Annotated in this window: 23 protein-coding genes; 14 read left to right on the forward strand and 9 right to left on the reverse strand. The window is 65.0% G+C overall.

The window, feature by feature from the left end; all coding sequences use genetic code 11:
* The first annotated feature begins 7 nt into the window (after positions 1-7).
* From fliQ to LB564_RS15795, 3 genes are all read left to right on the forward strand, one after another.
* The gene (gene fliQ / locus LB564_RS15785; protein WP_224539043.1) at positions 8-274 is read left to right on the forward strand and encodes a flagellar biosynthesis protein FliQ; all 267 of its coding nucleotides are present in this window, start codon (positions 8-10) and stop codon (positions 272-274) included.
* A gap of 188 nt (positions 275-462) precedes the next feature.
* Positions 463-2,331: an asparagine synthase (glutamine-hydrolyzing) gene (gene asnB, locus LB564_RS15790; RefSeq protein ID WP_224539045.1), complete on the forward strand. Its 1,869-nt coding sequence runs from the start codon at positions 463-465 to the stop codon at positions 2,329-2,331.
* A 197-nt stretch (positions 2,332-2,528) separates the two neighbouring features.
* Positions 2,529-4,172 carry an MFS transporter gene (locus LB564_RS15795; protein WP_224539047.1) on the forward strand — a complete coding sequence of 548 codons (1,644 nt, stop codon included), beginning with the start codon at positions 2,529-2,531 and terminating at the stop codon, positions 4,170-4,172.
* Positions 4,173-4,195: 23 nt separating this feature from the next.
* Here LB564_RS15795 and LB564_RS15800 read toward each other — a convergent pair whose 3' ends face one another.
* Together LB564_RS15800 and LB564_RS15805 are read right to left on the reverse strand one after the other, a co-directional pair.
* Entirely contained in the window at positions 4,196-5,977 is a 1,782-nt protein-coding gene (locus LB564_RS15800) for a chloride channel protein (RefSeq protein WP_140704469.1), read from the reverse strand.
* A 195-nt stretch (positions 5,978-6,172) separates the two neighbouring features.
* Positions 6,173-6,472: a putative quinol monooxygenase gene (locus LB564_RS15805; RefSeq protein ID WP_224539050.1), complete on the reverse strand. Its 300-nt coding sequence runs from the start codon at positions 6,470-6,472 to the stop codon at positions 6,173-6,175.
* A gap of 114 nt (positions 6,473-6,586) precedes the next feature.
* Here LB564_RS15805 and flhA point away from each other — a divergent pair, with 114 nt between their 5' ends.
* Genes flhA through LB564_RS15820 form a run of 3 tightly spaced genes read left to right on the forward strand, consistent with a single transcriptional unit; the run spans position 6,587 to position 9,805 of the window.
* Complete coding sequence (gene flhA, locus LB564_RS15810; RefSeq protein ID WP_224539052.1) at positions 6,587-8,674, forward strand: flagellar biosynthesis protein FlhA; 2,088 nt, start codon at positions 6,587-6,589, stop codon at positions 8,672-8,674.
* Positions 8,671-9,423 carry a flagellar biosynthetic protein FliR gene (fliR, locus tag LB564_RS15815; protein ID WP_224539054.1) on the forward strand — a complete coding sequence of 251 codons (753 nt, stop codon included), beginning with the start codon at positions 8,671-8,673 and terminating at the stop codon, positions 9,421-9,423. Before flhA ends, fliR begins: the two co-directional genes overlap by 4 nt.
* A gap of 1 nt (position 9,424) precedes the next feature.
* On the forward strand, positions 9,425-9,805 hold the full coding sequence (locus LB564_RS15820; RefSeq protein WP_224539055.1) for a hypothetical protein: 381 nt from the start codon (positions 9,425-9,427) through the stop codon (positions 9,803-9,805).
* A gap of 98 nt (positions 9,806-9,903) precedes the next feature.
* On the opposite strand, the gene LB564_RS15825 is transcribed toward LB564_RS15820, so the two are convergent.
* Complete coding sequence (locus tag LB564_RS15825; protein ID WP_224539057.1) at positions 9,904-10,920, reverse strand: glycosyltransferase family 8 protein; 1,017 nt, start codon at positions 10,918-10,920, stop codon at positions 9,904-9,906.
* Positions 10,921-11,337: 417 nt separating this feature from the next.
* Between LB564_RS15825 and LB564_RS15830 the strand changes: the two genes are divergently transcribed.
* The 4 genes from LB564_RS15830 (at position 11,338) to LB564_RS15845 (ending at position 13,352) form a co-directional block, all read left to right on the forward strand.
* The gene (locus LB564_RS15830; RefSeq protein ID WP_140705028.1) at positions 11,338-11,880 is read left to right on the forward strand and encodes a rod-binding protein; all 543 of its coding nucleotides are present in this window, start codon (positions 11,338-11,340) and stop codon (positions 11,878-11,880) included.
* Between the two features lie 13 nt (positions 11,881-11,893).
* Positions 11,894-12,319, forward strand: coding sequence for a hypothetical protein (locus tag LB564_RS15835; RefSeq protein WP_140704457.1), 426 nt, complete (start codon positions 11,894-11,896; stop codon positions 12,317-12,319).
* A 29-nt stretch (positions 12,320-12,348) separates the two neighbouring features.
* Positions 12,349-12,870 (forward strand): hypothetical protein, encoded by a 522-nt coding sequence (locus LB564_RS15840; protein WP_140704455.1) that lies wholly within the window; start codon positions 12,349-12,351, stop codon positions 12,868-12,870.
* 197 nt (positions 12,871-13,067) lie between these two features.
* On the forward strand, positions 13,068-13,352 hold the full coding sequence (locus LB564_RS15845) for an SCP2 sterol-binding domain-containing protein (RefSeq protein WP_140704453.1): 285 nt from the start codon (positions 13,068-13,070) through the stop codon (positions 13,350-13,352).
* A 91-nt stretch (positions 13,353-13,443) separates the two neighbouring features.
* Here the strand turns inward: LB564_RS15845 and LB564_RS15850 are convergent, their stop codons facing one another.
* Together LB564_RS15850 and odc2 are read right to left on the reverse strand one after the other, a co-directional pair.
* The gene (locus tag LB564_RS15850; RefSeq protein WP_140704451.1) at positions 13,444-14,013 is read right to left on the reverse strand and encodes a GNAT family N-acetyltransferase; all 570 of its coding nucleotides are present in this window, start codon (positions 14,011-14,013) and stop codon (positions 13,444-13,446) included.
* A 140-nt stretch (positions 14,014-14,153) separates the two neighbouring features.
* A complete protein-coding gene (gene odc2 / locus LB564_RS15855) occupies positions 14,154-15,287 on the reverse strand; it encodes an ornithine/lysine decarboxylase (protein ID WP_140704449.1) in 1,134 nt (377 codons plus the stop codon).
* Between the two features lie 542 nt (positions 15,288-15,829).
* On the opposite strand from odc2, the gene LB564_RS15860 reads away from it, so the two are divergent.
* From LB564_RS15860 to LB564_RS15875, 4 genes are all read left to right on the forward strand, one after another.
* A complete protein-coding gene (locus LB564_RS15860; RefSeq protein WP_224539059.1) occupies positions 15,830-17,026 on the forward strand; it encodes an amidase in 1,197 nt (398 codons plus the stop codon).
* A 104-nt stretch (positions 17,027-17,130) separates the two neighbouring features.
* Positions 17,131-18,030, forward strand: coding sequence for a LysR family transcriptional regulator (locus LB564_RS15865; RefSeq protein ID WP_015315874.1), 900 nt, complete (start codon positions 17,131-17,133; stop codon positions 18,028-18,030).
* A gap of 178 nt (positions 18,031-18,208) precedes the next feature.
* Positions 18,209-18,877 carry a DUF1007 family protein gene (locus LB564_RS15870; RefSeq protein WP_140704446.1) on the forward strand — a complete coding sequence of 223 codons (669 nt, stop codon included), beginning with the start codon at positions 18,209-18,211 and terminating at the stop codon, positions 18,875-18,877.
* Entirely contained in the window at positions 18,874-20,058 is a 1,185-nt protein-coding gene (locus tag LB564_RS15875) for a nickel/cobalt transporter (RefSeq protein ID WP_224539061.1), read from the forward strand. The genes LB564_RS15870 and LB564_RS15875 overlap by 4 nt, the downstream gene beginning before the upstream one ends.
* Before the next feature lie 35 nt (positions 20,059-20,093).
* Here the strand turns inward: LB564_RS15875 and denD are convergent, their stop codons facing one another.
* From denD to LB564_RS15895, 4 genes are all read right to left on the reverse strand, one after another.
* Positions 20,094-21,071 carry a D-erythronate dehydrogenase gene (gene denD, locus LB564_RS15880; RefSeq protein ID WP_224539063.1) on the reverse strand — a complete coding sequence of 326 codons (978 nt, stop codon included), beginning with the start codon at positions 21,069-21,071 and terminating at the stop codon, positions 20,094-20,096.
* Between the two features lie 12 nt (positions 21,072-21,083).
* Entirely contained in the window at positions 21,084-21,296 is a 213-nt protein-coding gene (locus tag LB564_RS15885; protein WP_027043097.1) for a hypothetical protein, read from the reverse strand.
* An 89-nt stretch (positions 21,297-21,385) separates the two neighbouring features.
* Complete coding sequence (locus tag LB564_RS15890; RefSeq protein WP_224539065.1) at positions 21,386-22,360, reverse strand: cation diffusion facilitator family transporter; 975 nt, start codon at positions 22,358-22,360, stop codon at positions 21,386-21,388.
* Between the two features lie 14 nt (positions 22,361-22,374).
* Positions 22,375-23,061 carry a GNAT family N-acetyltransferase gene (locus tag LB564_RS15895; protein ID WP_224539067.1) on the reverse strand — a complete coding sequence of 229 codons (687 nt, stop codon included), beginning with the start codon at positions 23,059-23,061 and terminating at the stop codon, positions 22,375-22,377.
* Position 23,062 lies beyond the last annotated feature (1 nt).

The following is a 23,062-nucleotide window of genomic DNA, read 5'->3' on the forward strand; positions in this document are numbered from 1 at the left end:
CGCCCACATGAATGAGGCCGACGCTCTCGACATCGTCCAGTACGCGGTGTGGACGGTGCTGACCGCGTCCGCTCCGGTGGTGATGGTCGCCATGGCGGTCGGCATCGGCATCGCCTTGCTCCAGGCGTTGACGCAGGTCCAGGAAATCACCTTGACTTTCGTGCCCAAGATCGTCGCCATCATGCTGGTGGTGGCGCTTACGGGTCCCTTCATCGGCGGCCAGATATCGGCCTTCACCAATGTCATCTTCGAGCGTATCCAGAACGGCTTCTGAGCAAGTCCAGAAAAACTGCGCGACGGCCTTCCGTCCAGTCTCGCGCCCGGATGGAATGCAGCTTGCGGGCGGCCGCGTTGCGGCTAGAGTGCCGCTCCATGATCCGGCGAATTACCAAGCGGGCATAGCGGTGTTGTCTCGATGACGTCTCACGGATTTCTGGACCACGCCGGACCGGCCGGCACGCCATGTGCGGCATAGCCGGCGTTTGGCGCAAGCGCGATCCGATCAGCGGCGGCGACATAGCCGACGTCGCCCGCATGATGCAGGCGCTGGCCCATCGCGGGCCCGACGACCATGCCAGCTGGAACGACAGCCGGCTGGCGCTCGGTCACCGGCGGCTCTCGATCATCGATCTGTCCGCGCAGGCGCGCGAGCCGATGCTCACCGCCTGTGGCCAAGGCGTGCTGGTCTACAATGGCGAGGTCTACAATTATCGCTCGCTGCGGGACGCGCTGGAAGCCGAAGGCCGACGGTTCCGGACGGTCTCGGATACCGAGGTGGTTCTCGAAGCACTGCACCACTGGGGCCCGGACAAGGCCATCCCGATGTTCGACGGCATGTTCGCCATCGCCTATTTCGACGCCCGTGCCGGCGCCCTGTGGCTCGCGCGCGACCGTCTCGGCATCAAGCCGATGTCGGTGGCCGAGATGGATGAGCGGATCCTGTTCGCCTCCGAGGACAAGGCGATCCTCGCCTGCGACGGCGTCGCGCGGAGCGTCGATGCGCGCGAGATCACCTTGCGCCTGGCCTGGCAGAGCCGTGACTCCTGCTCCAGCCTGTTCCAGGGCATCGAGCGGCTGCCGCCGGCCGGCCTGTGGAAGATCAGCGATGCCGGCATTGAGAAGCACTGTTTCTGGCATGTCCTCGATGTACTCGACGCCGCCCGCATCGTCGGCGACACGGCCAGCGACGCCGACCATATGGCGACGCTGGAAACGCTGATCGAGGACAGCGTCGGGCTCCACTGCATCGCCGATACCAGCCTTGCCGCCGCTTGCAGCGGCGGCGTCGATTCCGGCCTCGTCACCACGCTGGCCAAACGGTTCAGGCCGGAGATGACAGCCTATGTCGTCGATCCCGGCATTGGCCACAGCGAGGCTAATGACGCCCAGCGCACCGCCAGCCACGCCCAGGTGCCGCTGAACAGGGTGCCGGTCGACAAGGACCGGTTCCTCGACCTCTGGCCGAAGACCATCTGGCATTTGGAAAGCGATGGTTGGCATGCAAGCCATGTCTGCCTGCTCGCGCTCGCCGAGCAGTGCCGGGCCGACGGCATCAAGGTGCTGTTGACCGGTGAAGGCGCCGACGAACTGTTTGGCGGCTACGACTGGCAGGAAGCCAGCCTGAAAGTGTGGCGGGCCTGGTCCTGGCCGAGGCGGCTGTTTGTTTCGAAGCGCAACCTGATCCGAAAATTCGAGCGCCAGCGTCATGCCCCCTTCCGCACATCGATCGCAGGTGGCCATGCCTGGGATCGCAACATCGTGCTCAGGGCGCTTTCGCCGGAATTGAATTTCCTTCAGGCAAGGATCTTCGACCGGCTGGAGCCAGTCACGCCGCTTGGCGACCGCGCCTTTCTGGGATGCTGCCTTCACGACATGTATTCGCATCTGCAGGACTTACTGAACCGGCATGACCGGCTGAGCATGGCGGCCTCGGTGGAACTCAGGGTGCCGTTCCTCGAGAACCGGCTGATCGACTTCGCGATCCATCTGCCCCGGCGACACAAATTCCGCCAGAAGCAGGGAAAGTGGCTTTTGAAGAAGGTAGCGGAAAAACACATTCCACTTCAGAACGTGAAGGCCAGGAAGAATGGTTTCCAGGTATCGGCGAACTTCACCGCCGGCACGGAGACCCTGTTGCATGGCGGCTATCTGCGCGATGCGATGAAGTGGCCGGCATCTTCGGTAGCGGACCTCATCGACCTGGCCAGGCGCGACCAGGCCTCGCGGCTTCGGTTGGTAGGAATGGAGCTTTTCCTGCGTCTCCATGCCGGCGGTCAATCCACCGGGCATCTGACCGAAGCACTGCATGCGGCCGTCGCCAAGACGCGGTGAAACGACACGCTGGGCGCCAGGGCGGCAAAGCGGTTTTGCGATGGCGGTGAAAGCGTGGCCCTTCGCTATCCCTTTGTTGGACCATGATCTTCCCTGCAAGGGCATTCGCCCTTTGTGCGGCGATGCCATAGTTTCGGCAGATCATGCGGGGAAACCGATCCCCGCAAGGATCAGCACGCCGTGGCAGGAATCCACCCATGATTGACGAAAAGCCGGATAGCGAAAGCGTCTCGGCGCTGGCGCCATTCCGGCATGGCATCTTCCGCGCGGTCTGGGGCGCGAGTCTCGTCTCCAATTTCGGCGGCCTGATCCAGGGCGTCGGCGCCGCCTGGATGATGACCACCATCGCCACCTCGCCCTATCAGGTCGCCCTGGTCCAGGCCTCGACCACCTTGCCGATCATGCTGTTCGCGCTCGTGGCCGGCGCCATCGCCGACAGTTTCGACCGCCGCAAGGTGATGCTGGTCGCGCAGACCTTCATGCTGGTCGTCTCGGTGCTGCTGACGGTATTCACCTACTACGACTTGCTCACGCCCTGGACGCTTCTGGCCTTCACTTTCCTGATCGACAGCGGCACGGCGCTCAACAGCCCGTCCTGGCAGGCTTCCGTCGGCGACATGGTTCCGCGCGACAAGGTGCCCGCCGCCGTCGCGTTGAACTCGATGGGCTTCAACCTGACGCGCAGCGTCGGCCCGGCGATCGGCGGCATCATCGTCGCGGCCGCCGGCGCGGCGGCCGCCTTTGCGGCGAACGCCATCAGCTATATCGGCCTGATCGTGGTGATGGCGCGCTGGAAGCGGGAGGTGCCGGTCTCGACCTTGCCGCGCGAGTCGCTGGGGGCGGCCATGGGTGCTGGCCTGCGTTACGTCGCCATGTCGCCCAACATCGGCAAGGTGCTGGTCAGGGGGGCCGCCTTCGGCTTCAGCGCCGGCGCGGTGCTGGCGCTGCTGCCGCTGGTGGCCCGCGACGTCGTCAAGGGCGACGCGCTCACCTACGGCGTCATGCTGGGCGCCTTCGGCATCGGCGCCGTCGGCGGCGCGTTGATCAGCGTGCGGCTGCGGCAACTGCTCTCCAGCGAGACGATGGTTCGCTGCGCCTTCGCCGGCTTCGCCCTCTGCGCCTTCAATGCCGCGATCAGCCAGCATGCCTGGCAGACCTCGCTCGGCCTGCTCATCGGCGGCACCTGCTGGGTGATCGCGCTATCCCATTTCAACGTCACCGTCCAGATGGCGACCCCGCGCTGGGTGGTCGGCCGGGTTCTGTCGGTCTACCAGACCGCCACCTTCGGCGGCATCGCGCTGGGCAGCTGGATCTGGGGTGTCGTCGCCGACGCGCATGGCGCCGAGACCGCGCTGATCGCGGCTGCCGTCGCCATGCTGGCCGGCGGCGCCATCGGCTTCGTTCTGCCGCTACCGCAGCAGCAGATCCTCAACCTCGACCCGCTCAATCGCTTCAAGGAACCGCACCTGGCGCTCGACCTGAAGCCGCGCAGCGGTCCGATCGCCATCATGATCGAATATGTGATCCGGCACGAGGACGAGACGGAATTCCTTGCCACCATGGCCGAACGCGGCCGCATCCGCCGCCGTGACGGAGCCCGCAACTGGACGTTGGCGCGCGATCTCGAAAATCCCACGATATGGATCGAGCACTACCACACGCCGACCTGGCTCGAATATGTCAGGCACAATGGCCGTATCACCCAGGCCGATGCCATGGTCGGCGAACGCTTGCGGGCGCTGCACTCTGGCGACGAGCCGCCGCGCGTGCGCCGCGTGATCGAGCGCCCGACGACCGCCGGCACGGCGCTGGTGCCGGCGAAGGGACCGATCGAGCACTGACGCGTTCGGAGACCGCGGGCGCCCTACCCCTCGCCCGACAGATCCCGGCGCGCCTTTTCGAGTTCCTCGGCATAGCGCCGCATCAAATGGCCCTCGGTCAGCAGCCCGAGCACGATGTGGTCGGCGAAATCCTCGACCACGGCCAGTTCCTCCGCCCCGGCGCGCTGGAAGGTCTCGGCGGCCGCCTGCACGTTCATGCTGGGCACCAGGACCGCATCCTTGTACTGGGCAAGATCGCGCACCGGCACCTCGCCTCCGGAGGGATCGCTGTGCAGTTCGGCCACGATCAGCACGCCGACATACTCATCCCCCGGGTCGACCGCGATCACGCGCTGGGCCGAACCCAGCGGGAACTCCTTGCGGAAGGCGGCCAGCGTCGTCGAGGCATCGACGGTCTTGATGTCCTCGCGCATCATCGAGCCGACGGTAAGGCTGCGCATCCAGCCGACGTCGTGGGCGCTGCGGATGGTCTCGCCGCGCAGATGGAAGCGCCAGGTCGAGAACGAATAGCCGAAGGTCTCGCGCACCAGGATCGCCGCCATGATCGAGGCCGCCAGCACCACGCCGGTGAGCGTCAGGTCGCGGGTCGATTCCAGCGCCAGGAAGGTCATGGTCAGCGGACCGCCGACGACGCCGACAGCGAGCGACGTCATGCCGACGACGGCGGCGACGGAAGGGTCGATGCCGGTCGCCGGCGAGACCAGCGCCATGACGCCGGCAAACGCCTTGCCAAGCAGCGCGCCGAGAAACAGCGAGGCGAAGAACAGTCCGCCGCGAAAGCCCGAGCCCAGCGAGATGGCGGACGCCGCCAGCTTCAACACGAACACGCTCGCCACCACCGCCAGCCCATAATTCATGGCGAACTCGCGATGCAGCGCGCCATGGCCGCTGGACAGGACCTGCGGCGTGATCAGCCCCAGCAGCCCGACCAGGACACCGCCTATGACGGGGCGCAGCGAGGCATCGACCGACAGCCTGTTGAAACCGCGTTCGATCAACGTCACCAGTTGCATGATGGCGATCGAGGCCGCTCCGCCCAGCAGACCGAGCAGCAGGAACGGCACATACTGGCTGGCGGTGAGCTGCGGCAGCCCTGCAAGCTCGAGCGGGAACGGCACGCCGCCGAAAACCTCGGCAGTCAGCGACGCCGAGATGGCCGCGGTCATGACGGGCGCGACATTGGCGACCGAGTAGATTCCGATGACAAGTTCGAAACCATAGAAGGCGCCGGTCAGCGGCGCGTCGAAGGCCGCCGCGATGGCGCCGGCGGCGCCGCAGCCGACCAGGATGCGGACATCGTTGCGGCGCAACCGGAAGGCGCGCGCCAGCCGTGAGGCGACGCCGGAGCCGACCTGCGTATAGCCGGCCTCCAGGCCGACCGAGGCGCCGAAGCCGCTGGAGATCATCGTCTGGACGACGATGATGAAGGTATCGGTCAGCGACATGCGCCCGCCATAGAGGGCATTGGCCTCGATCGGGTCGACCGGCGTGCGGAATTTGCGGATCCTCAGCCAGACCACCGATATCCCGAGCAGGACGCCGCCGATCGCCGGGACCAGCGCCTGCATCGGATTGGCGAGCGAGAACATGCCCGACAGCCGGCCGCCTGGCTGGACGCCGAACAGCAATCCGTGCAGGTCCTGTACGATCTGGCTCATCGCTGTGACCAGTATACCCGCCGCGACGCCGACAATGCCCGCCAGGATCACCACGGCGATGCCGCGCGCCTCGAGCAGAGGGACTGATCTCAGAAGCACCGCGCGTAGCCGGCGGGCGTAAACTTGCGGTTGGGTCCTGGAAAGCACCGGGGCGGCTCGCCGATATCAAAAGGCAACGGTAGACCCGCCTGATACGCCGGGCGGCACGGCGTGACAACCACAATGCCGACATCGAAGGCGCAATATGGCCGCGAACCGTTCGATCCGGCTTTCTCCGCCTCCAGTGCCGACGGCTGCCCGCCAGTTGCGTACGCCCACCGATCCGGCGCCGACGTGGCCCACTCAGGTCGGCATGGGCTCGCCAGCCTCGTAGAGCACCAGATTGCGCTCGCCGATGCCGAGCCCCGGCCAGCTCGCGCGCCAGTCGGCAAGATGCGGCGCGCGGAAATGCGCATCGAGCGCAATCCTGTCGCTCCACACTTCGGTGACCCGGATCAAGCCAGGTTCGAAGACATCCTGCGCATAGGAATATTCGAGGCAGCCGTCCTCGGCGCGACTGGCCGAGGCCATGCGTTCCATCACGGGCCTTGCCTCGTCGAGCCTGTCGGGCGGCAGGCGGATCGTGCCGATGATCAGGAGCATGGAGTATCCTTCGCCAGAGAATCGAGCCCGCACTCTCCCACCCTCGCGCAAGCTTGGCCAGCTACCCTCGCCGGGCTGTCGCATGCTCGGCAGTGCATGGGTTCGAGGACGAGAATGGCGATCAGCGAAAGCATCCAGCCCGGCGCGGTGGCCAAGAACGGTCGCGACGTCTTCTTCGCGCTCGGCATCGTCGTCATCCTGGCCGTGCTGTTCCTGCCGATCCCGGCCTTTCTCATCGACGTCGGGCTGGCCTTCTCGATCGCGCTGTCGGTGCTGATCCTGATGGTGGCGCTGTGGATCCAGCGGCCGCTCGATTTCTCGTCGTTCCCGACCGTGCTGCTCATCGCCACCATGCTGCGCCTGTCGCTCAACATCGCCACCACGCGCATGATCCTGTCGCATGGCAATGAGGGCACGCACGCCGCCGGCTATGTCATCGCCGGTTTCTCCAAGCTGGTCATGGCCTCGGACTTCGTCATCGGCCTCATCGTCTTCATGATCCTGATCGTGGTGAACTTCATCGTCATCACCAAGGGCGCCACGCGTATCGCCGAAGTCGGCGCACGGTTCACCCTCGACGCCATCCCCGGAAAGCAGATGTCGATCGACGCCGACCTCTCGGCCGGCATGATCGACGACAAGACCGCGCAGTTGCGCCGGCGCGAACTGGAAGAGGAATCCTCTTTCTTCGGCTCGATGGACGGCGCCTCGAAATTCGTCCGCGGCGACGCCATCGCCGGCCTGATCATCACCGCCATCAACATCGTCGGCGGCATCGCCATCGGCTACATCAGGCACAATATGGGCATGGGCGAAGCCGCCGACGTGTTCATCAAGCTGTCGGTCGGCGACGGTCTCGTCACCCAGATCCCGGCACTCATCGTCTCGCTCGCCGCCGGCCTGCTGGTATCCAAGGGTGGCACGCGCGGCTCGACCAACCAGGCCGTGTTCGGCCAGCTCGGCGCCCACCCGCGCGCGCTCTACGTGGCGGCCGCACTGCTGGTGCTGCTCGGCCTGATGCCCGGCCTGCCACTGTTCCCGTTCTTCGCGCTCGCCGCTGGCATGGCCGGACTCGGCTACGTCATCCCGATGCGCCACAACCGCGCCGTCGCCGAGGCCGAGGCGCTGAAGCACCAGGAGAAGGCGACCAAGGCCGAGGAGGAGAAGAATTCGGTCAAGGCCTCGCTCGCCACCGCCGAGATCGAACTTCTGATCGGCAAGCAGCTTTCCACCCGGCTCCTGGTCTCGCATCAGGAACTGGTCTTCCGCATGTCCAAGATGCGCAAGAAATTCGCCCAGCAATACGGCTTCGTCGTGCCGGAAGTCCGCGTCGCCGACGACTTCGCCATCCCGCCGAAAAGCTACCAGATCAAGGTGCACGGCACCGTGGTCGCCGAATATTCGATGCGCGTCGGCGAGATCATGGTGCTGCTCGGCAACCGCGACATACCCGAGATCCCCGGCGAGGAAATTCGCGAGCCGGCCTTCGGCATGCGCGCCTATTCCGTTATGGAAACCTTCGCCGAGGATCTGAAGCGCGAGAACTTCACCTTCGCCGACAACATGTCGGTGCTGCTCACCCATCTCTCGGAAGTCATCCGCAACAACCTGCCGCAGCTCCTGTCCTACAAGGACATGAAGGCGCTGCTCGAACGCCAGGACCAGGAATACCGCAAGCTCGCCGACGAGATCTGCACCACCCACATCTCTTATCCCGGCCTGCAGGCGGTGCTGAAGCTGCTGCTGGCCGAACGCGTCTCGATCCGCAACCTGCATCTGATCATCGAGGCCATCGCCGAGATCGCGCCGCATGTGCGCCGCACCGAGCAGATCGTCGAGCATGTGCGCATCCGCATGGCCCAGCAGATCTGCGGCGACCTCTCGGAAGGCGGCGTGCTCAAGGTGCTGCGCCTCGGCAACCGCTGGGACCTCGCCTTCCACCAGAGCCTCAAGCGCGACGCCAAGGGCGAGGTGCGCGAATTCGACATCGATCCGCGCCAGCTGGAAGAGTTCGGCCAGGACGCCACCAAGGCGATCAAGAAGCACCTCGAAGCCGGCGAGCGTTTCGTGCTCGTGACCGCGCCCGACGCGCGCCCCTATGTGCGCATGATCATCGAGCGCCTGTTCACCACGCTGCCGGTGCTCTCCCATGTCGAAATCGCCAAGGGCGTCGAGATCAGGGTGCTCGGGACGATATCGTGAACATTCTCTCGCAGGCGGTCGTCATCGCGGCGTTCCTTGCCTTCTGCCGCATCGGCGCTTGCTTCATGCTGATGCCAGGCCTGTCCAGCGCCCGCGTGCCGGTGCAGGTCAGGCTGTTCGTCGCGGTCGCCGCCACCGGGGGCCTGCTCGCCTTCCTGTGGGACAAGATCTTTCCCTTCGTCGATCCGCGTCCACAGGTCCTGGTGCCGATGATCATCTCGGAGCTGCTGGTCGGCGGGCTGATCGGCGCCATGACCAGGCTCTACATGGAAGGGCTGCGCTTCATGGGCTCGGCCATCGCCATGCTGGTCGGTTATGGCGGCTCCGGCGGACCGGCGATCGAGGAGCCGGAACCGCAAGCGGCGCTCGCCGCCATCATCTCGTTCTCGGCGCTGCTGATGCTGTTCGTCTTCGACTTCGACCACGAGATCGTGAGGGCCCTGGTGACGTCCTACACGGTCGCGCCGGTCAACGTCTTCTTCAATCCGCAGGCAGCCCTCGTCGACATCACCGACACCGTGTCGGATACGTTCTTCCTGGTCATCCGCCTCGGCAGCCCGTTCGTCGCCTATGCCATTCTGGTCAATCTGACGATCGGCTTCGTCAACAAGCTGACGCCGCAGATCCCGATCTATTTCATTTCCCAGCCTTTCGTGATGGCCGGCGGCATGCTGATCTTCTATTTCGCCGTCGGCACCATGCTGTCGCTGTTCGTTGACGGCTTCGTCAACCTCACGCTGGCGAGGTGAGATGAGCACGCGCAAGGATCGCCTGAAGAAACTGGTCAAGGTGCAGGAACAGCTGAAGGCCCTGCACGAGACCCGCCACGCCACCTTCGTGGCGGCGGCAAGCGCCGCCGAGACCGAAGCCCGCGAATTGATCGGCTATTTCGACCAGGACGATTCCCTCTCCGGCCTGTTCCCCGACCTGTATCATCGCCGCATCGCCCAGGCTGCTCTGCGCCAGGAGGCAAGCCTGGAAAGCGCCAGGCAGGAAGCCGGCCTTATCGCCGCCGCCACCGCCCGCACCAACATGGTGGAGCGTGCCTACAAGGACGTGCGCAACCGCGACGAGCGCGAGAGATCGGACCGCGAGCGGCTGGACCTGATCGCGCAGAAGCGGCAGGAATAGCCGCGGCGATTGAGCCCAGGCCCCGCAAATGTCCTCAAAGGTCGCTGCCGCCATGCATCGACAGGACGACCACCACGCGGTGGAACGACCCCGCGCCTTTATCGAGTGGAACTCGATGAGAGCAGCCTTGCGCGCAGGCGCCTGCGTTCTCTCCGGATCGCCCCACACGCCGACGCGACCGCTGTCGCGAGCAGCAGCCTGACCCAGCTCAGGCCCCAGAGCGGCGAGGTACGGATCGCCGCGCGCCACCAGCGACGGTAATCGGGAATGTCGACAAGACTGTCCCATGGTTTGGTGGCGCCGGAGAAATGCAACAGCCAGGGATCGCGGCGCTGCAGTGCCGCGGCGGCCATATCGACATAGTGCCGGCGTGGCTCCCGCTCCAGGAGCCAGACCATGGTGTTCCAGCGCGGATCCAGCAGGGCAACGCGGCCTCGGAGCAGCAGATTTATGGCGTCCTGGTCACGCCAGCGGAACCTGTGCGGATGGTCGAGCACGAGTTGGCCCGCTCGCTCGCCGAACCGTTCGCGGCGAAGGGCGGCAAGGTTCAGCAACAGCATCCCGGAATTGACATAGGTGAAGTCGTCAGGGTCCCAGCCGAGCGCGTCGCGGACATGGAGCACATGGTCGGGGCGGCCGGTTGCCGCCTCCTCGGCCAGCGCCGCATGCAGGCCCAAATCCCGGACGGCACCGGCCACCGCGCCACCAAGATCGGTAGCGAGCAACGGCCGGATGTCGGCCACCGCCAGGATATCCGCGTCGAGATAGAGAACGCGATCCAGGTCGGGAAGGAACTCGCCGAGTTGCAGCCGCAGCAACGCCGCGGGCGTGACGTGATCGAAGCGCGCCATGTCGCGAAACCGGTTCTCGACGTAACGCACGAACACACGATGTGGGTCCACTCGCAGCCTTTCCAGGCGCCGGGAGCGACGGCTGGGTGGCGCGTCATGAAATACGTGAAACGTCAGGGGTGGCCCGGGCGAGAGATGCTCCAGCACCGAAGCAATCGTTACGGCCGCTTGGTCGACATTTCCGCCGTCGACACAAAGGGCGACGCTGAGACAGGTGGGGGCGACGCTGAGACAGGTGGGGGCGACGCTGAGACAGGTGGTCATCTTGATCCGCCTCATTTCCTGACAGACACCGCCGCCCTTACGGTCGATCGGGAGCGGTTAGATAGCGCTTCTTACCACCGGCGAGCGTGCCGACGGCATATGCGCGCGAGCAGCATATGCCGCGATCTCTACTGGTGACATTGGAAGCGCCGCAAGCCTAATCGACAGAGGCGCCAATTTATTTGCGCCGTGGGCGCAAAAGCTGCCGAGGTCACCGGCAAGGCGGCCGAGACCAGCATCAGCCAGGCCAACAGCGCAACGGGAAGCGGGCCGCGTCGCTGGTTCCCCGCGTCTGGCTTGAGTCAAGCAGCCCACCCCCCGCAAGCCTGCCACAAGCTTGTTGAGGCATGGTCCTAGCTAAGGAAAACCGGCAAAAGGCGGACTTTCTTGGCGATTTCTCCACCCAGCGACATCGTGATGGATGTCGCCCGAGCCGCGGAACCGGCTGATATCGAGGCTGCGCGCGCCGCGCTGACCAGGCGTGCGGGCGGCGTTGCCGGCACGTTTTCGGTCGACAGCGCGGCTTCGGTCGATGCCGGCTCGATCCTGTCGCGGGCGACGGCTGACAAGGCCGCCGCGACGGCCGACCCGGCCAAGAAGTTCAAGAAGTTCGAGGCGATGGTCCTTCAGACCTTCATCCAGAACATGCTGCCCAAGGATACCGAGGGCGTCTACGGCACGGGTCTCGCCGGCGACATGTGGAAATCGCAGCTCGCCGAGCGCGTCGCCGACGTCATGGCCGACCGCGGCGGCATCGGCATCGCCAAGTCGCTGCTCGCCGACCACTACATGGACGGCAAGCGCAAGGTTCCGATCGGCCCGGTTTCGAATGGGCCGGAAAAGACCGAGATCGATCAGCAGACCCGTCTGTCCACCTCGCTCGTCCAGGAACTGCAGCGCAAGGCCGCCAGGTCGATGACCGGCGACGAGACAACCATAAAAACAGACATCAAGATCTAGGACTGGGAAACACATGGCCGACTCTTCGGAATTCACCGCCAAGCTGCCCGCGCGCACGACCGCGTCGGACGCTCCGACCCCTTTCGCGCGGCCTGGAAACCTTGCCGCCATCATCGGCCGCATCGAGGAGGTGGTCGAGGAAGAAACCGCCGGCATCCGCAACGACACCAGCTATGACCTCAAGGCGTCGAACGCCCGCAAGAGCCGCTATCTCTACGAGCTGACCCGGGCCATGAAGGGCGGCAGCGAAGCGGAATTCCTCGAGCAGCACCGCGAGGGCCTGACCCGGCTGCGCCAGAAGCTGGCGAAGAACGAGGCCGCGATCCTGGCGCACCTGAGCGCCGTCAACGAGGTCGCCAGCCTGCTGCGCAGCGCCATCCAGCGCGCCGAGACCGATGGCACCTACTCCGCCGGCGAGTTCGGCAGGATGAAGGGTTAGGGCGCGGCGATGCCGGGCTCGGGTTCAAAATGATCAAAGTCATCGCCATAGCGGTCTGGATCTGCGCCGCCACGCTCGGCGCGGTGTTCTATTCGTTCCAGGCCGCCGGTGAACAGGGCGTCGGCGAGAAACCCAAGCCGATGCTGGGCGGGCTGGACTACGTCAAGACCGACATCATTTCGGTGCCGCTGATCCACGATTCGAAGATCGACGGCTACTTCCTGGCCAAGCTCGTCTACACCGTCGAGCCGGAACAGATAAAGAAGCTGTCGATCCCCGCCGAGGCGCTGATTACGGACGAGGTCTACAGCTATCTCTACGCCCATCCCCAGATCGACTTCACCAAGAAGGCAACGGTCGACCTCGATGCCTTTCGCGCGGCGATCCGCGACACCGTCAACACCCGCGTCGGCGCAACCCTGGTGCATGAAGTGCTGATCGATCAGATCAATTTCCTGAGCAAGGATGAGATCCGCGACAATTGGCTGCGCCGCCGGCAGGAGTCCGCCGCCACGGCGCCCGAGACGCCAAAGCCGGTCAGCGCGCATTGAGCCATCGGCCCGGCGCTGGTGGTCCCGATGGCAGCCGGCGTCCGAGACAATTCCTGCAATTCGCGTTGACGTAAACGTCAATCCAAAGCTATATGCGGCAGCGATCATGATCGCCAGTGATGTCGCATGGACTTCGGCTGGGCCGAAGTACCGTCGCGTGACCGATGCAGCAGATGCAACCAGACAGGGAGAACAGCGTGAGCGTTCAGGATATTGCCGAGAAGATCAAGTCGCGCGTGGCCAGCAGCGGCTTCGACCGTTCCGTGAAGTTCGACACCGGCAGCGACGGCGTCATCGTCATCGACGGCGCGACCGTCTCGACCACGGACGCTCCCACCGACTGCACCATCAAGCTGTCGCTCGACGATCTGGAGTCGCTGATCGCGGGCGACCTGAACCCGACCATGGCGTTCATGACCGGCAAGATAAAGGTCGAAGGCGACATGACTGTCGCCATGGCTCTGAGCCAGTTGATCGGCTGAACGGACGTCGCCGCCAGAAGCGGCTTTGAGATGACAAAACGCCGCCTTTCCGAGGCGGCGTTTTGTTTGCATGGCGGTCGAGCTTGAAGCCTCACGCAGCCAGCGTCGGCGCCTGCCCCTTGAGCTTGCGGCCGGACGCCTTCAGCGTGCCCTTGGCGCCGTCGAGGGCGCCTTCCACCAGTTCCAGCGCCAGCAGGCGGTGCCGCTCGTAAGGTCCAGGCATGGCGAGCGCACCGGTCCTGGCGGCCGAAAACCCGAAGCGCCCATAGTAAGGCGCGTCGCCGACCAGCAGGATCGCGGCGTGGCCGAGGCGCCCGGCCTCCGCGATCGCATGACGCATCAGCGCCGAGCCGATGCCGGCGCTCTTGAGCGAGGGATCGACGGCGAGCGGGCCGAGCAGCAGCGCCGCCGAACCGCCCTCGCCCAGCGTGACGTCCCATAGCCGCACCGTGCCGGCCACGCCGCCCGACCCATCGCGCGCGACGAAGGCAAGGCCTTCCGAGGGCCTACGGCCGCGCCGTAGCTTCTCCGAGGACTTGGTCTTGCGCTTCGGCCCCATGGCGCGATCGAGCAAGGCTTCGCGCGCCGCCACGTCGGCAACGGCTTCGGCGACCATGGCGAAAGCCGGCGCATGAGCTACGATTTCAACTGACATTTCCATTTCCGCAATCCCTGGCGAGCGGAGATCTGTTCCACAAGCGAAGCCGGGCGGACGACAAGCGCCCGCGCCGGATGACCTGACCGGTTCTCAGCGCATTTTCAGGCGAAGTGGTGGCCGAAAACGCGCGGAAAAAAGAACCGTCAGATCACGTAGGATCGGAGAGGCTCGAAGCCGTTGAAGGCGACCGCCGAGTAGGTGGTCGTGTAGGCTCCGGTGCCTTCGATCAGCACTTCGTCGCCGATGGTCAGCGACAAAGGCAGCGGATAGGGCGTCTTCTCGTACATCACGTCGGCCGAATCGCAGGTCGGGCCGGCGAGCACGCAAGGTGCCGTCTCCGAGCCGTCATGGCGAGTGACCAGCGGGTAGCGGATCGCCTCGTCCATCGTCTCGGCGAGACCGCCGAACTTGCCGATGTCGAGGAACACCCAGCGCACATTGTCGTTGTCGGCCTTCTTCGAGATCAGCACGACTTCCGACTTGATGACGCCGGCATTGCCGACCATGCCGCGGCCCGGCTCGATGATGGTCTCGGGCAGCGCATTGCCGAAATGCTTGCGCAGCGCCGAGAAGATCGCCTGGCCGTAGGCCTGCGCCACCGGCACGTCCTTCAGGTAACGGGTCGGGAAGCCGCCGCCCATATTGACCATCTTGAGCACGATGCCTTCCTCGGCCAGCGTCGCGAACACCTTCTTGGCATCGCCCAGCGCGCGGTCCCAGGCGGTCAGGTCCGTCTGCTGCGAGCCGACATGGAACGACACGCCATAGGCGTCGAGGCCGAGGCCCTTGGCATGGCGCAGCACGTCGACGGCCATCGCGGGCACGCAGCCGAACTTGCGCGACAGCGGCCATTCGGCGCCTTCGCCATCGGTCAAAACGCGGCAGAACACGCGGGAGCCTGGAGCGACGCGGGCGATCTTCTCGACCTCCTCGACGCAATCGACCGCGAACAGCCTGATGCCGAGCTGGTAGGCGCGTGCGATGTCACGCTCCTTCTTGATGGTGTTGCCGAAGGAGATGCGGTCCGCCGGCGCACCGGCGTCCATCGCCATCTCGACTTCGGCAACGGAAGCGGTGTCGAAGGACGAGCCCATCGCAGCAAGGAGGCGCAGGATCTCCGGCGCCGGGTTTGCTTTCACCGCGTAGTAGATCTTGGAATCGGGCAGAGCCTTCTCGAAGGCGCGGAAATTGTCGCGCACGACATCGAGGTCGACGACGAGGCAGGGGCCGGACGGACGTCGGGTGGCGAGGAAGTCGAGGATACGCTGGGTGGCCATCGGGTTTCTCCATCACGCCTTTCGGCGCGCGCAAGGGTGCGGACGCGGGCTGTCGGCCTCGCGAACACGCGGTCAAACAAAGGCGGGACGGAAAATCAATGGAACCAGCCGGTGGAGACCCCGGAACCATGAAACGCCGTCTCGCGGCGATGAACCTTGGCCTTGCCCGGCTTCGGTTCGCTTTGTCTGCCTTGGCTTGGATTGGGAGAACCCCGTTCCGCACTGCCGGCAATGAAGGTGTGCCTCTTCAGTAACCCCGGTCTTTGGACAACCGGCAGAGAACCAGAAAGGCCCGCACCGTCGTTGCTTCAAGGTGTCCTCGGTCTGGCGGTTGGCCGCTAAACCGACTGGAGGGGTTGGCTCCAGTTACCTTACCGATTTCCCTCACCATTCGAGGATCGGCGGACACCCACAGGCACGTGCGACTTTGGGCAAGCGCGATATAGGGGCGAAGCATTTCACAATCAATAAAAATCGTATCCCAGGTTGTAAAATTTCTGGCATCGAACAATGTTGGCGCGACCGTATCCGGATATCGAACGATGACAGGCACGCACGGCCCCCTCCACGCCTTCCTCGACCTTCGCCGGATGCCGGTGGCGCATGCAGAACTTGGCCCGCTGGCCGGGCTGCGGCTGGCGGTCAAGGACATTTACGACGTTGCCGGCTACCGCACCGGTTGCGGCAATTTGCAGAAATTCGCCGGAAGCCATGCCGCTTCGCGCACGGCACCCACCGTGCAGACGATTCTCGACGCCGGTGCGCGTTTCATCGGCAAGACCCAGACCGACGAGCTCGCCTTCGCTTTGTTCGGCCAGAACGCGCATTTTCCGTTTCCGGTGAATCCCGCGGCACCCGACCGTGTCACCGGCGGTTCGTCGTCGGGGTCGGCGGCGGCGGTAGCGGGCAGGCTGGCCGACATCGCCACGGGGTCCGACACCGGGGGTTCGATCCGCGCGCCGGCGAGTTTCTGCGGGCTGATTGGGCTGCGCACCACGCATGGCCGCATCTCCCTCGACGGCACCATGCGGCTGGCGCCGAGCTTCGACACGTTCGGCTGGTTCGCCGACGACATCGAGACCTACGAGACCGTCGGCAAGCTGCTGCTTGGCCGCGACCCGCACCAACATTCCCTGGACCGCCCGCTCTCGCTCGCCTGGCTGGACGAAATGGTCGCCCGCCCGGCGCTCGCCAAATATGCGGAAATGAAGGCGCTGGCGAGCGCGGTGTTCGGCGTGCCGGCGATGCCGACGACGCGCTTCAGCTCCTCCCCGGACGAACTCTACTGGTGCTTTCGCCGGCTGCAGGCCAGGGAAGCCTGGGCGGTGCATGGCGATTGGATCACCAGCGGCGAGCGCGACCTCGGACCCGGCGTCGAGGAGCGTTTCGGCTTCGGCCGCGCCGTCGACGACCGCACGGCCCAGGCCGAGAAAGTGCGTCGGCTGACGTTCCGCGGCGAACTGAACGCCTTGCTCGGCAAGGACGGCTTCCTGGTCCTGCCGACGGTGCCGGGCCCCGCGCCCTACGTCGACAGCACGCCGGAGCAGTTCCAGGCCTATCGCGAGCGCGCCTTGCATCTCCTGTGCCTGGCCGGGCTCTCCGGCTTCCCGCAAATCACCTTGCCGATCGGCTCGGTCGCCGGCGCTCCGTTCGGCCTGTCGCTGCTTGGCCCTTCCGGCAGCGACATTGCCCTGATACGGCTCGGCCGGAAACTTCTAATGCATGTCGCGCAAAAGTGACCTCGGTTTTGCGACAACGACATGCATCAAACAACACCCAAAGCGCGTCGCATGAATTCGTTTCGACGCGCCGCGCTTTGGACGCAGCACAAAAGGCCTGAACCATGGACACATTGACCCGCATGCGTGCCTTCATCGACGTCGTCGAGGCCGAGGGCTTTTCGGCGGCGGCGCGCAAGATCGGCCGCTCCAAGGCGCTGCTGTCGAAATATGTGCGCGAACTGGAGGACGAGCTCGGCGCGCTGCTCTTGAACCGCACCACCCGGCAGTTCTCGATGACCGAGGCCGGTCACACCTACTACCGCCGCGCCTCGGAGATCGTGCGCGAAGTCGACAGCCTGGCCGACGCCGTGCGCGAATCCTCCGGCGACGTGCGCGGCCGGATCAAGCTGTCGGCGCCACGCACCTTCGCCGACGCGCCGATCGGCCAGTCGCTGATCGACTTCGCCAAGCAGTATCCCGACATCGTGCTCGACATCCAGCTCGACGACCGCTTCGTCGATCTGGTCGAGGAAGGCTTCGACCTCGCCGTGCGCATCTCGCGCCTGGAGAACTCGTCGCTGATCGCCAGAAGGCTGGCGCCGTTTTCGATCAAGCTGTGCGGCTCTCCCGAACTGATCGCCAAGCATGGCATGCCGACGCGGCCGCAGGATCTCGGCCACATGCCCTGCATCGTCGACACCAATGGCCGCGGCCTGAACAACTGGCCGTTCAAGGGCGACAATGGCGATCCGGTGAGTATTGCCGTGTCGGGCCCGATCGAGGTCAACAGCCCGATGGCGGCGCGCGCCGCGGCCTTGTCGGGGCTGGGATTTTGCATCCTGCCGGATTTCATCGCCGCGCCCGACCTCAAGAGCGGCCAATTGGTGGCGGTGCTCGACGACCGCATCCTGTCGGGCGGCGGCATCTTCGCCGTCTATCCGCATCGCCGTTACCTGCCGGCGAAGGTGCGCGTTTTCGTCGACTTCCTGGTGCAGTGGTTCAGGACGCGCGAAAGCGCCTGAACTGCCTCAGCCCTGGAGGTGCGTCGCGCCGCGATGCGCTTTGAATTCTGGTAGCGTCCGGTCGTTGCATCGGAACAGCCGCGCACTTTTGGGTGACATGTGCCGACAGTCCCAATTTCGCCCCCTTTCTGGTAACCTTCGACAACGCTCTCGAAAGCCAAGGGAATCGCGACCGCGAATGCATTTGAAACGGCACGCAATCACGCTGGCTTCGGCCTTGGCGGCGACTTTCGCCGCGACGGGACCGGCCGAGGTGCATCCGCACGTCTTCGCCGAGGCACGCCTCGACGTGATCCTGTCACCGGATCACCAAAGTGTGAAAGCGCTGCGCCATCTCTGGCGCTTCGACGACCTGTTTTCGAGTACGGTGATGATGGAGTTCGACAAGAACTCCGACCTGAAGCTTGACGACAAGGAGCTGAAGGAGGTCGCCGACACCGTCCATGCCTCGCTGGCCGAGTTCAATTACTTCCAGCTCGTCACGCAGAACGGCAAGGACGTGACGATGGTGCCGCCGCCGCATCTGATGGCCAATTTCGACAACGATCAGTTGATCATCCTGTTCGAATCCGAACCCAAGGTGCCGATCAAGCTGACCGGCACCATCGACATAGGCGTCTACGACCCCACCTTCTACACGGCGATCGACTTCACCGAGGACTCCAACATCACGGTCGCAGGCCTGCCGTCGAACTGCACCAGCAAGGTCGTTCGGCCGGACCCGGACGAAGCTATCAAGGAAAACCAGAAGACCCTGACGGATGCCTTCTTCAACGACCCGACAGGCACCGACATGAGCAAGATCTTTGCCACCAAGCTCGAACTGACCTGTCAGCCAGAAGGATGAATCCGGTGACGAAACCATCCCTGCGCTTGGCGTTCAGCCTTTTGGCCGTCGCCTTTGTCACGATGCATTTCGCCAGCATGGCGCACGCCCAGAGTTCGCTCGGCATCGGCGTCAATGACGGCATGGCGCCCACCACCGGTCCGTTCGCCCACATCCTGATGTGGATCAACTTGCGCCAGCAGGAATTCTACCGCGCGCTGGCGACGGCGATGAAGGCGATGCGCCAGGACAACAGCAAGCTCTGGGTGCTCATCGGCCTGTCCTTCGCCTATGGCATTTTCCACGCCGCCGGCCCCGGCCACGGCAAGGCCGTCATTTCGTCCTACATGGTGGCCAACGAAGTGGCGCTCAAGCGCGGCATCCTGTTGTCCTTCGTCTCGGCGCTGCTGCAGGGCCTGACGGCGATCCTGGTGATGCTGCTTGCCTATTTCGTCCTGCGCGGCACCACCATCTCGATGACCGATGCGGCCTGGTTCATGGAGATCATGAGCTTTGCCCTGGTCACCCTCTTCGGCGCCTGGCTTTTGTGGCGCAAGCTCGGCCCCGCCGTCCTGCGCCTGTTTGGCAAGGGGCCGGCCTATAGCCTGTCGGCGGCTCATGCCGGGCATTCTCACGCCGGGCATTCCCATGCAGGCCATTCGCACGCAGCCCACTCGGCGCATGCCCATTCGCACGCGCTTCACGTGCATGACGACCACGACCATGCCCATGATCATTCGCACGATGACCACAGCGCGCATGACCATCATCATGATCACGGCGCCCATGACCATGCGCATCACGACCATGCGGGCGAGGTCTGCGACACCTGCGGCCACTCGCATGCGCCCGATCCGGCGCTGCTGTCGGGCGACCGCTTCGATTGGCGCACCGCATGGTCGGCGGTGGCGGCGGTCGGCATCCGCCCCTGCTCCGGCGCGCTGATCGTACTCAGCTTCGCGCTGCTCAACGGGCTCTGGCTTGGCGGCCTGCTGTCGGTGCTGGCCATGTCGATCGGCACCGCCATCACCGTCTCGGCGCTGGCGACGCTGGCGGTGACCGCCAAGAACTGGGCGGTCTATTTCGCCGGCGACGGCCGCATGGGCAACCGTATCCACTCGATCGTCGAGATCGGCGGCGCCGCCTTCGTGTTCCTGTTCGGATTGCTGCTGTTGTCGGCGAGCCTGACAGGCAGCGTCTAGACCTGCACCACGATCGAACGGATGGCTGCGGACCTCTAACCGGGAATCTTGCCGCCGAGCTCATCCTCGATATGGGCGCGGATGATTTCGTCGAAGCTCGCCTCGGCGCTGAAGCCGAGTTCGCGTGAGCGCCGCGCCTCGAACCGGGTCGGCCAGCCCTGGACGATCGCCCAGATCGTCTCGTCCGGAACTTCGCGGATCAGGCTTGCCGTCTTCGATCCGGCGATGCGTTCAAGCGCCTCGATCTGCTCGCCGACGCTGACGGCGACACCCGGCATCGTCAGATTGCGGCGCGGCCCGACGGCGGCACCGCCGATGCCGGCCGCATGGATCAGGAAATTGACCGCCGAGCGCGGGCTGGCATGGGTGTGCACGACCGAGCGCGGCACCGGCAGGATCGCCTCCTGCCCGCTCAACGGTTCGCGGATGATGCCGGAGAAGAAGCCGGAGGCCGCCTTGTTCGGCTTGCCGGGCCGCACGCAGATCGTCGGCAGCCTGATCCCGATGCCGTCGAAAAAGCCCCGCCTGGAATAGTCTGATAACAGCGCCTCGCTCATCTGCTTCTGCGTGCCGTAGGAGGTCAGCGGCGTCGGATGGAATTCGTCGGGAATGACATCCGGGAACGGTGCGCCGAACACCGCGATCGACGAAGTGAAGACAACGCGCGGCGCAAAACCGGCCAGGCGGATGGCGTCGAACAGCGCGCGCGTGCCGTCGAGGTTGACGCGGTAGCCGAGGTCGAAATTCGCTTCCGCCTCGCCCGAGACGATGCCGGCGAGGTGAAAGACGACGTCGGGGCGCGACGCGACCAGGCTCTCGGCGGCGCCGGCTTCGGCCAAGTCGCCGGTGTGCAGTGCGACGCTGACGCCGTCTATCTCAGGCGCCTGCGGCGGCACGATGTCGTGCAGGTCGAGCGCGGTGATCTTCTTGCCGCGCAGCGTGCCGTCCTTGGCCAGCCGGGCGATGAGCTTGCGGCCGACCATGCCCGCGGCGCCGGTGATCAGAATGCGCATGTCCGATATCCCTTACTTGCCCTGATTTTTGCGCTGGGTGCGCGCGCGCAGCCAGAACACCAAGAAAAATGCCAGCACGAAGACGGTGCCGAATATACCCGCCAGCACGGTCGAAAAACTGCCGAGCGCCAACATCACGGTCGGCAGGTAGAAAGCGGCAATGCCGAACAGAAGCATGATCCAGACCGCCGCGATGGCCGCGTTGCGTGTGTCACGGTCCATCATGCCGCACCGGAGCGGCGGTCATTCATCGGGCTGAGTTTCAACGCTGGAGAACTCCTGGGGCAGATCCGGTCAATGGGCATCGATCGGGCCTAGTGATAGTGGCCATGATGCGGGGCCGCACCATGCTCATGCTCATGCTCATGCTCGTGGTCGTCGCCCTCGTCGGCGCACCGGCCGAATTCCGGTTCCACGGTGGCATGGCTGATGCCGTGTTCGCTGGCAAGCCGCTTCTTGATGGCGCTGACCGCCTGATGCGCATCGACGCCCTCGTTGAGACAGGCATGCAGCGTCGCCATGCTGCTTGTCCCGTCGAGCGACCAGATATGCATATGATGCACTTCGCGCACGCCCTGGACCGCCCCCTGGATGTCACTGGCGATCAGGTCGCGATCAAGGCTTGGCGGCACGCCTTCGAGCAGGACGTGGGCCGCGGCGCGCATCAGTGACCAGGCGGTCGACAGGATCAGCAGCGAGACCAGCACGGACAGGATCGGGTCGATCGGCGTCCAGCCGGTCGTCAGGATGACCAGCGCGGCCACGATCGCGGCGGCGGAGCCGAGCAGGTCGCCAAGCACATGGAGGATGGCGCCGCGCATGTTGAGGTTGTCGCGATCTCCGCCATGCAGCACCAGGAAGGAGCCGATATTGACCAGCAGGCCGAGGATCGCCACCACCAGCATCGGTCCGCCCAGCACCGGCGCCGGTGTCAGCAGGCGATCCCACGCTTCGTAGACGATCCACAGCGCGATGACGAAAATGGCGATGCCGTTGGTGTAGGCCACCAGCGTCTTGACCCGGCCGAAGCCGTAGGTGAGCTGGCCTGTCGCCGGCCGGTCCGCCAGATGGAAGGCATACCAGGCCAGGCCGAGCGCGATGGCGTCGGCGAGCATGTGGCCGGCGTCGGCCAACAGCGCCAGCGATCCGGTCAGCAAGCCGCCGAGCGCCTCGGCAACCATGAAGCCGGCGGTCAGGCAGGCCGCGATCAGGACGCGTTTCTTGTCGGTCGAGCCATGCACATGACCAGCGCCATGGTCGTGCCCGCTGTGATCGTGGCTATGGGCCAAATGGTAAACTCCTGTTACGCGCCCAATTCCGCGCGAAAATCTTCCAGGCGGCGTTTCTGCTGGCCATTGGCGTCGAAGTTGGCCGGATCGAGCCAGGCTTCATAGGCTTGGCGCAGAGCCGGCCATTCCTTGTCGATGATCGAATACCACGCGGTGTCGCGGTTTTCACCCTTGACGATGAGATGCTGGCGGAAGATGCCCTCGAACTTGAAGCCGAACCGCTCCGCGGCACGCTTCGACGGCTCGTTGCGGTTGTTGCACTTCCATTCGTAGCGGCGATAGCCGAGTTCGTCGAAGATATATTTCATGAACAGGAACTGCGCTTCCGTCGCCGCCGGCTTGCGCGAGATCAGCGGTCCCCAATAGATGTTGCCGATCTCGATGACCCCATAAGCGGGATCGATGCGCATCAGCGTCTGGCGTCCGGCGACCTTGCCGCTGGCCTTGTCGATGATGGCAAAGAACAACGGATCCTCGCTGGCCTCGACCTTGTCCAGCCAGGGCTGGAAGGCGGCGCGCGTCTCCGGCGGATAGTCGGGCAGCCAGGCGAAGCGACCACCGACATCGGATACGGAAGACGCTTCATAGAGGCCGTCGCCGTGCTTTGCCGCGCTCAGCGGCTCGAGCCTGACATGGCGGCCGTCGATCGCCTTGCGCTCGGGTCGCGGGCGTGGCTGCCAATTCGCAAGATTTTCCGACACC

The organism is Mesorhizobium sp. ES1-6, assembly GCF_020164775.1.
Lineage (GTDB): Bacteria > Pseudomonadota > Alphaproteobacteria > Rhizobiales > Rhizobiaceae > Mesorhizobium.

Bases quoted from the DNA above. Each gene is read 5' to 3' on its own strand.
- fliQ (WP_224539043.1), top strand. From the start codon at position 8: ATGAATGAGGCCGACGCTCTCGACATCGTCCAGTACGCGGTGTGGACG.
- asnB (WP_224539045.1), top strand. From the start codon at position 463: ATGTGCGGCATAGCCGGCGTTTGGCGCAAGCGCGATCCGATCAGCGGC.
- LB564_RS15795 (WP_224539047.1), top strand. From the start codon at position 2,529: ATGATTGACGAAAAGCCGGATAGCGAAAGCGTCTCGGCGCTGGCGCCA.
- LB564_RS15805 (WP_224539050.1), bottom strand. From the start codon at position 6,472: ATGCTCCTGATCATCGGCACGATCCGCCTGCCGCCCGACAGGCTCGAC.
- flhA (WP_224539052.1), top strand. From the start codon at position 6,587: ATGGCGATCAGCGAAAGCATCCAGCCCGGCGCGGTGGCCAAGAACGGT.
- LB564_RS15820 (WP_224539055.1), top strand. From the start codon at position 9,425: ATGAGCACGCGCAAGGATCGCCTGAAGAAACTGGTCAAGGTGCAGGAA.
- LB564_RS15825 (WP_224539057.1), bottom strand. From the start codon at position 10,920: ATGACCACCTGTCTCAGCGTCGCCCCCACCTGTCTCAGCGTCGCCCCC.
- LB564_RS15830 (WP_140705028.1), top strand. From the start codon at position 11,338: ATGGATGTCGCCCGAGCCGCGGAACCGGCTGATATCGAGGCTGCGCGC.
- LB564_RS15835 (WP_140704457.1), top strand. From the start codon at position 11,894: ATGGCCGACTCTTCGGAATTCACCGCCAAGCTGCCCGCGCGCACGACC.
- LB564_RS15840 (WP_140704455.1), top strand. From the start codon at position 12,349: ATGATCAAAGTCATCGCCATAGCGGTCTGGATCTGCGCCGCCACGCTC.
- LB564_RS15850 (WP_140704451.1), bottom strand. From the start codon at position 14,013: ATGGAAATGTCAGTTGAAATCGTAGCTCATGCGCCGGCTTTCGCCATG.
- odc2 (WP_140704449.1), bottom strand. From the start codon at position 15,287: ATGGCCACCCAGCGTATCCTCGACTTCCTCGCCACCCGACGTCCGTCC.
- LB564_RS15860 (WP_224539059.1), top strand. From the start codon at position 15,830: ATGACAGGCACGCACGGCCCCCTCCACGCCTTCCTCGACCTTCGCCGG.
- LB564_RS15865 (WP_015315874.1), top strand. From the start codon at position 17,131: ATGGACACATTGACCCGCATGCGTGCCTTCATCGACGTCGTCGAGGCC.
- LB564_RS15870 (WP_140704446.1), top strand. From the start codon at position 18,209: ATGCATTTGAAACGGCACGCAATCACGCTGGCTTCGGCCTTGGCGGCG.
- LB564_RS15875 (WP_224539061.1), top strand. From the start codon at position 18,874: ATGAATCCGGTGACGAAACCATCCCTGCGCTTGGCGTTCAGCCTTTTG.
- denD (WP_224539063.1), bottom strand. From the start codon at position 21,071: ATGCGCATTCTGATCACCGGCGCCGCGGGCATGGTCGGCCGCAAGCTC.
- LB564_RS15885 (WP_027043097.1), bottom strand. From the start codon at position 21,296: ATGATGGACCGTGACACACGCAACGCGGCCATCGCGGCGGTCTGGATC.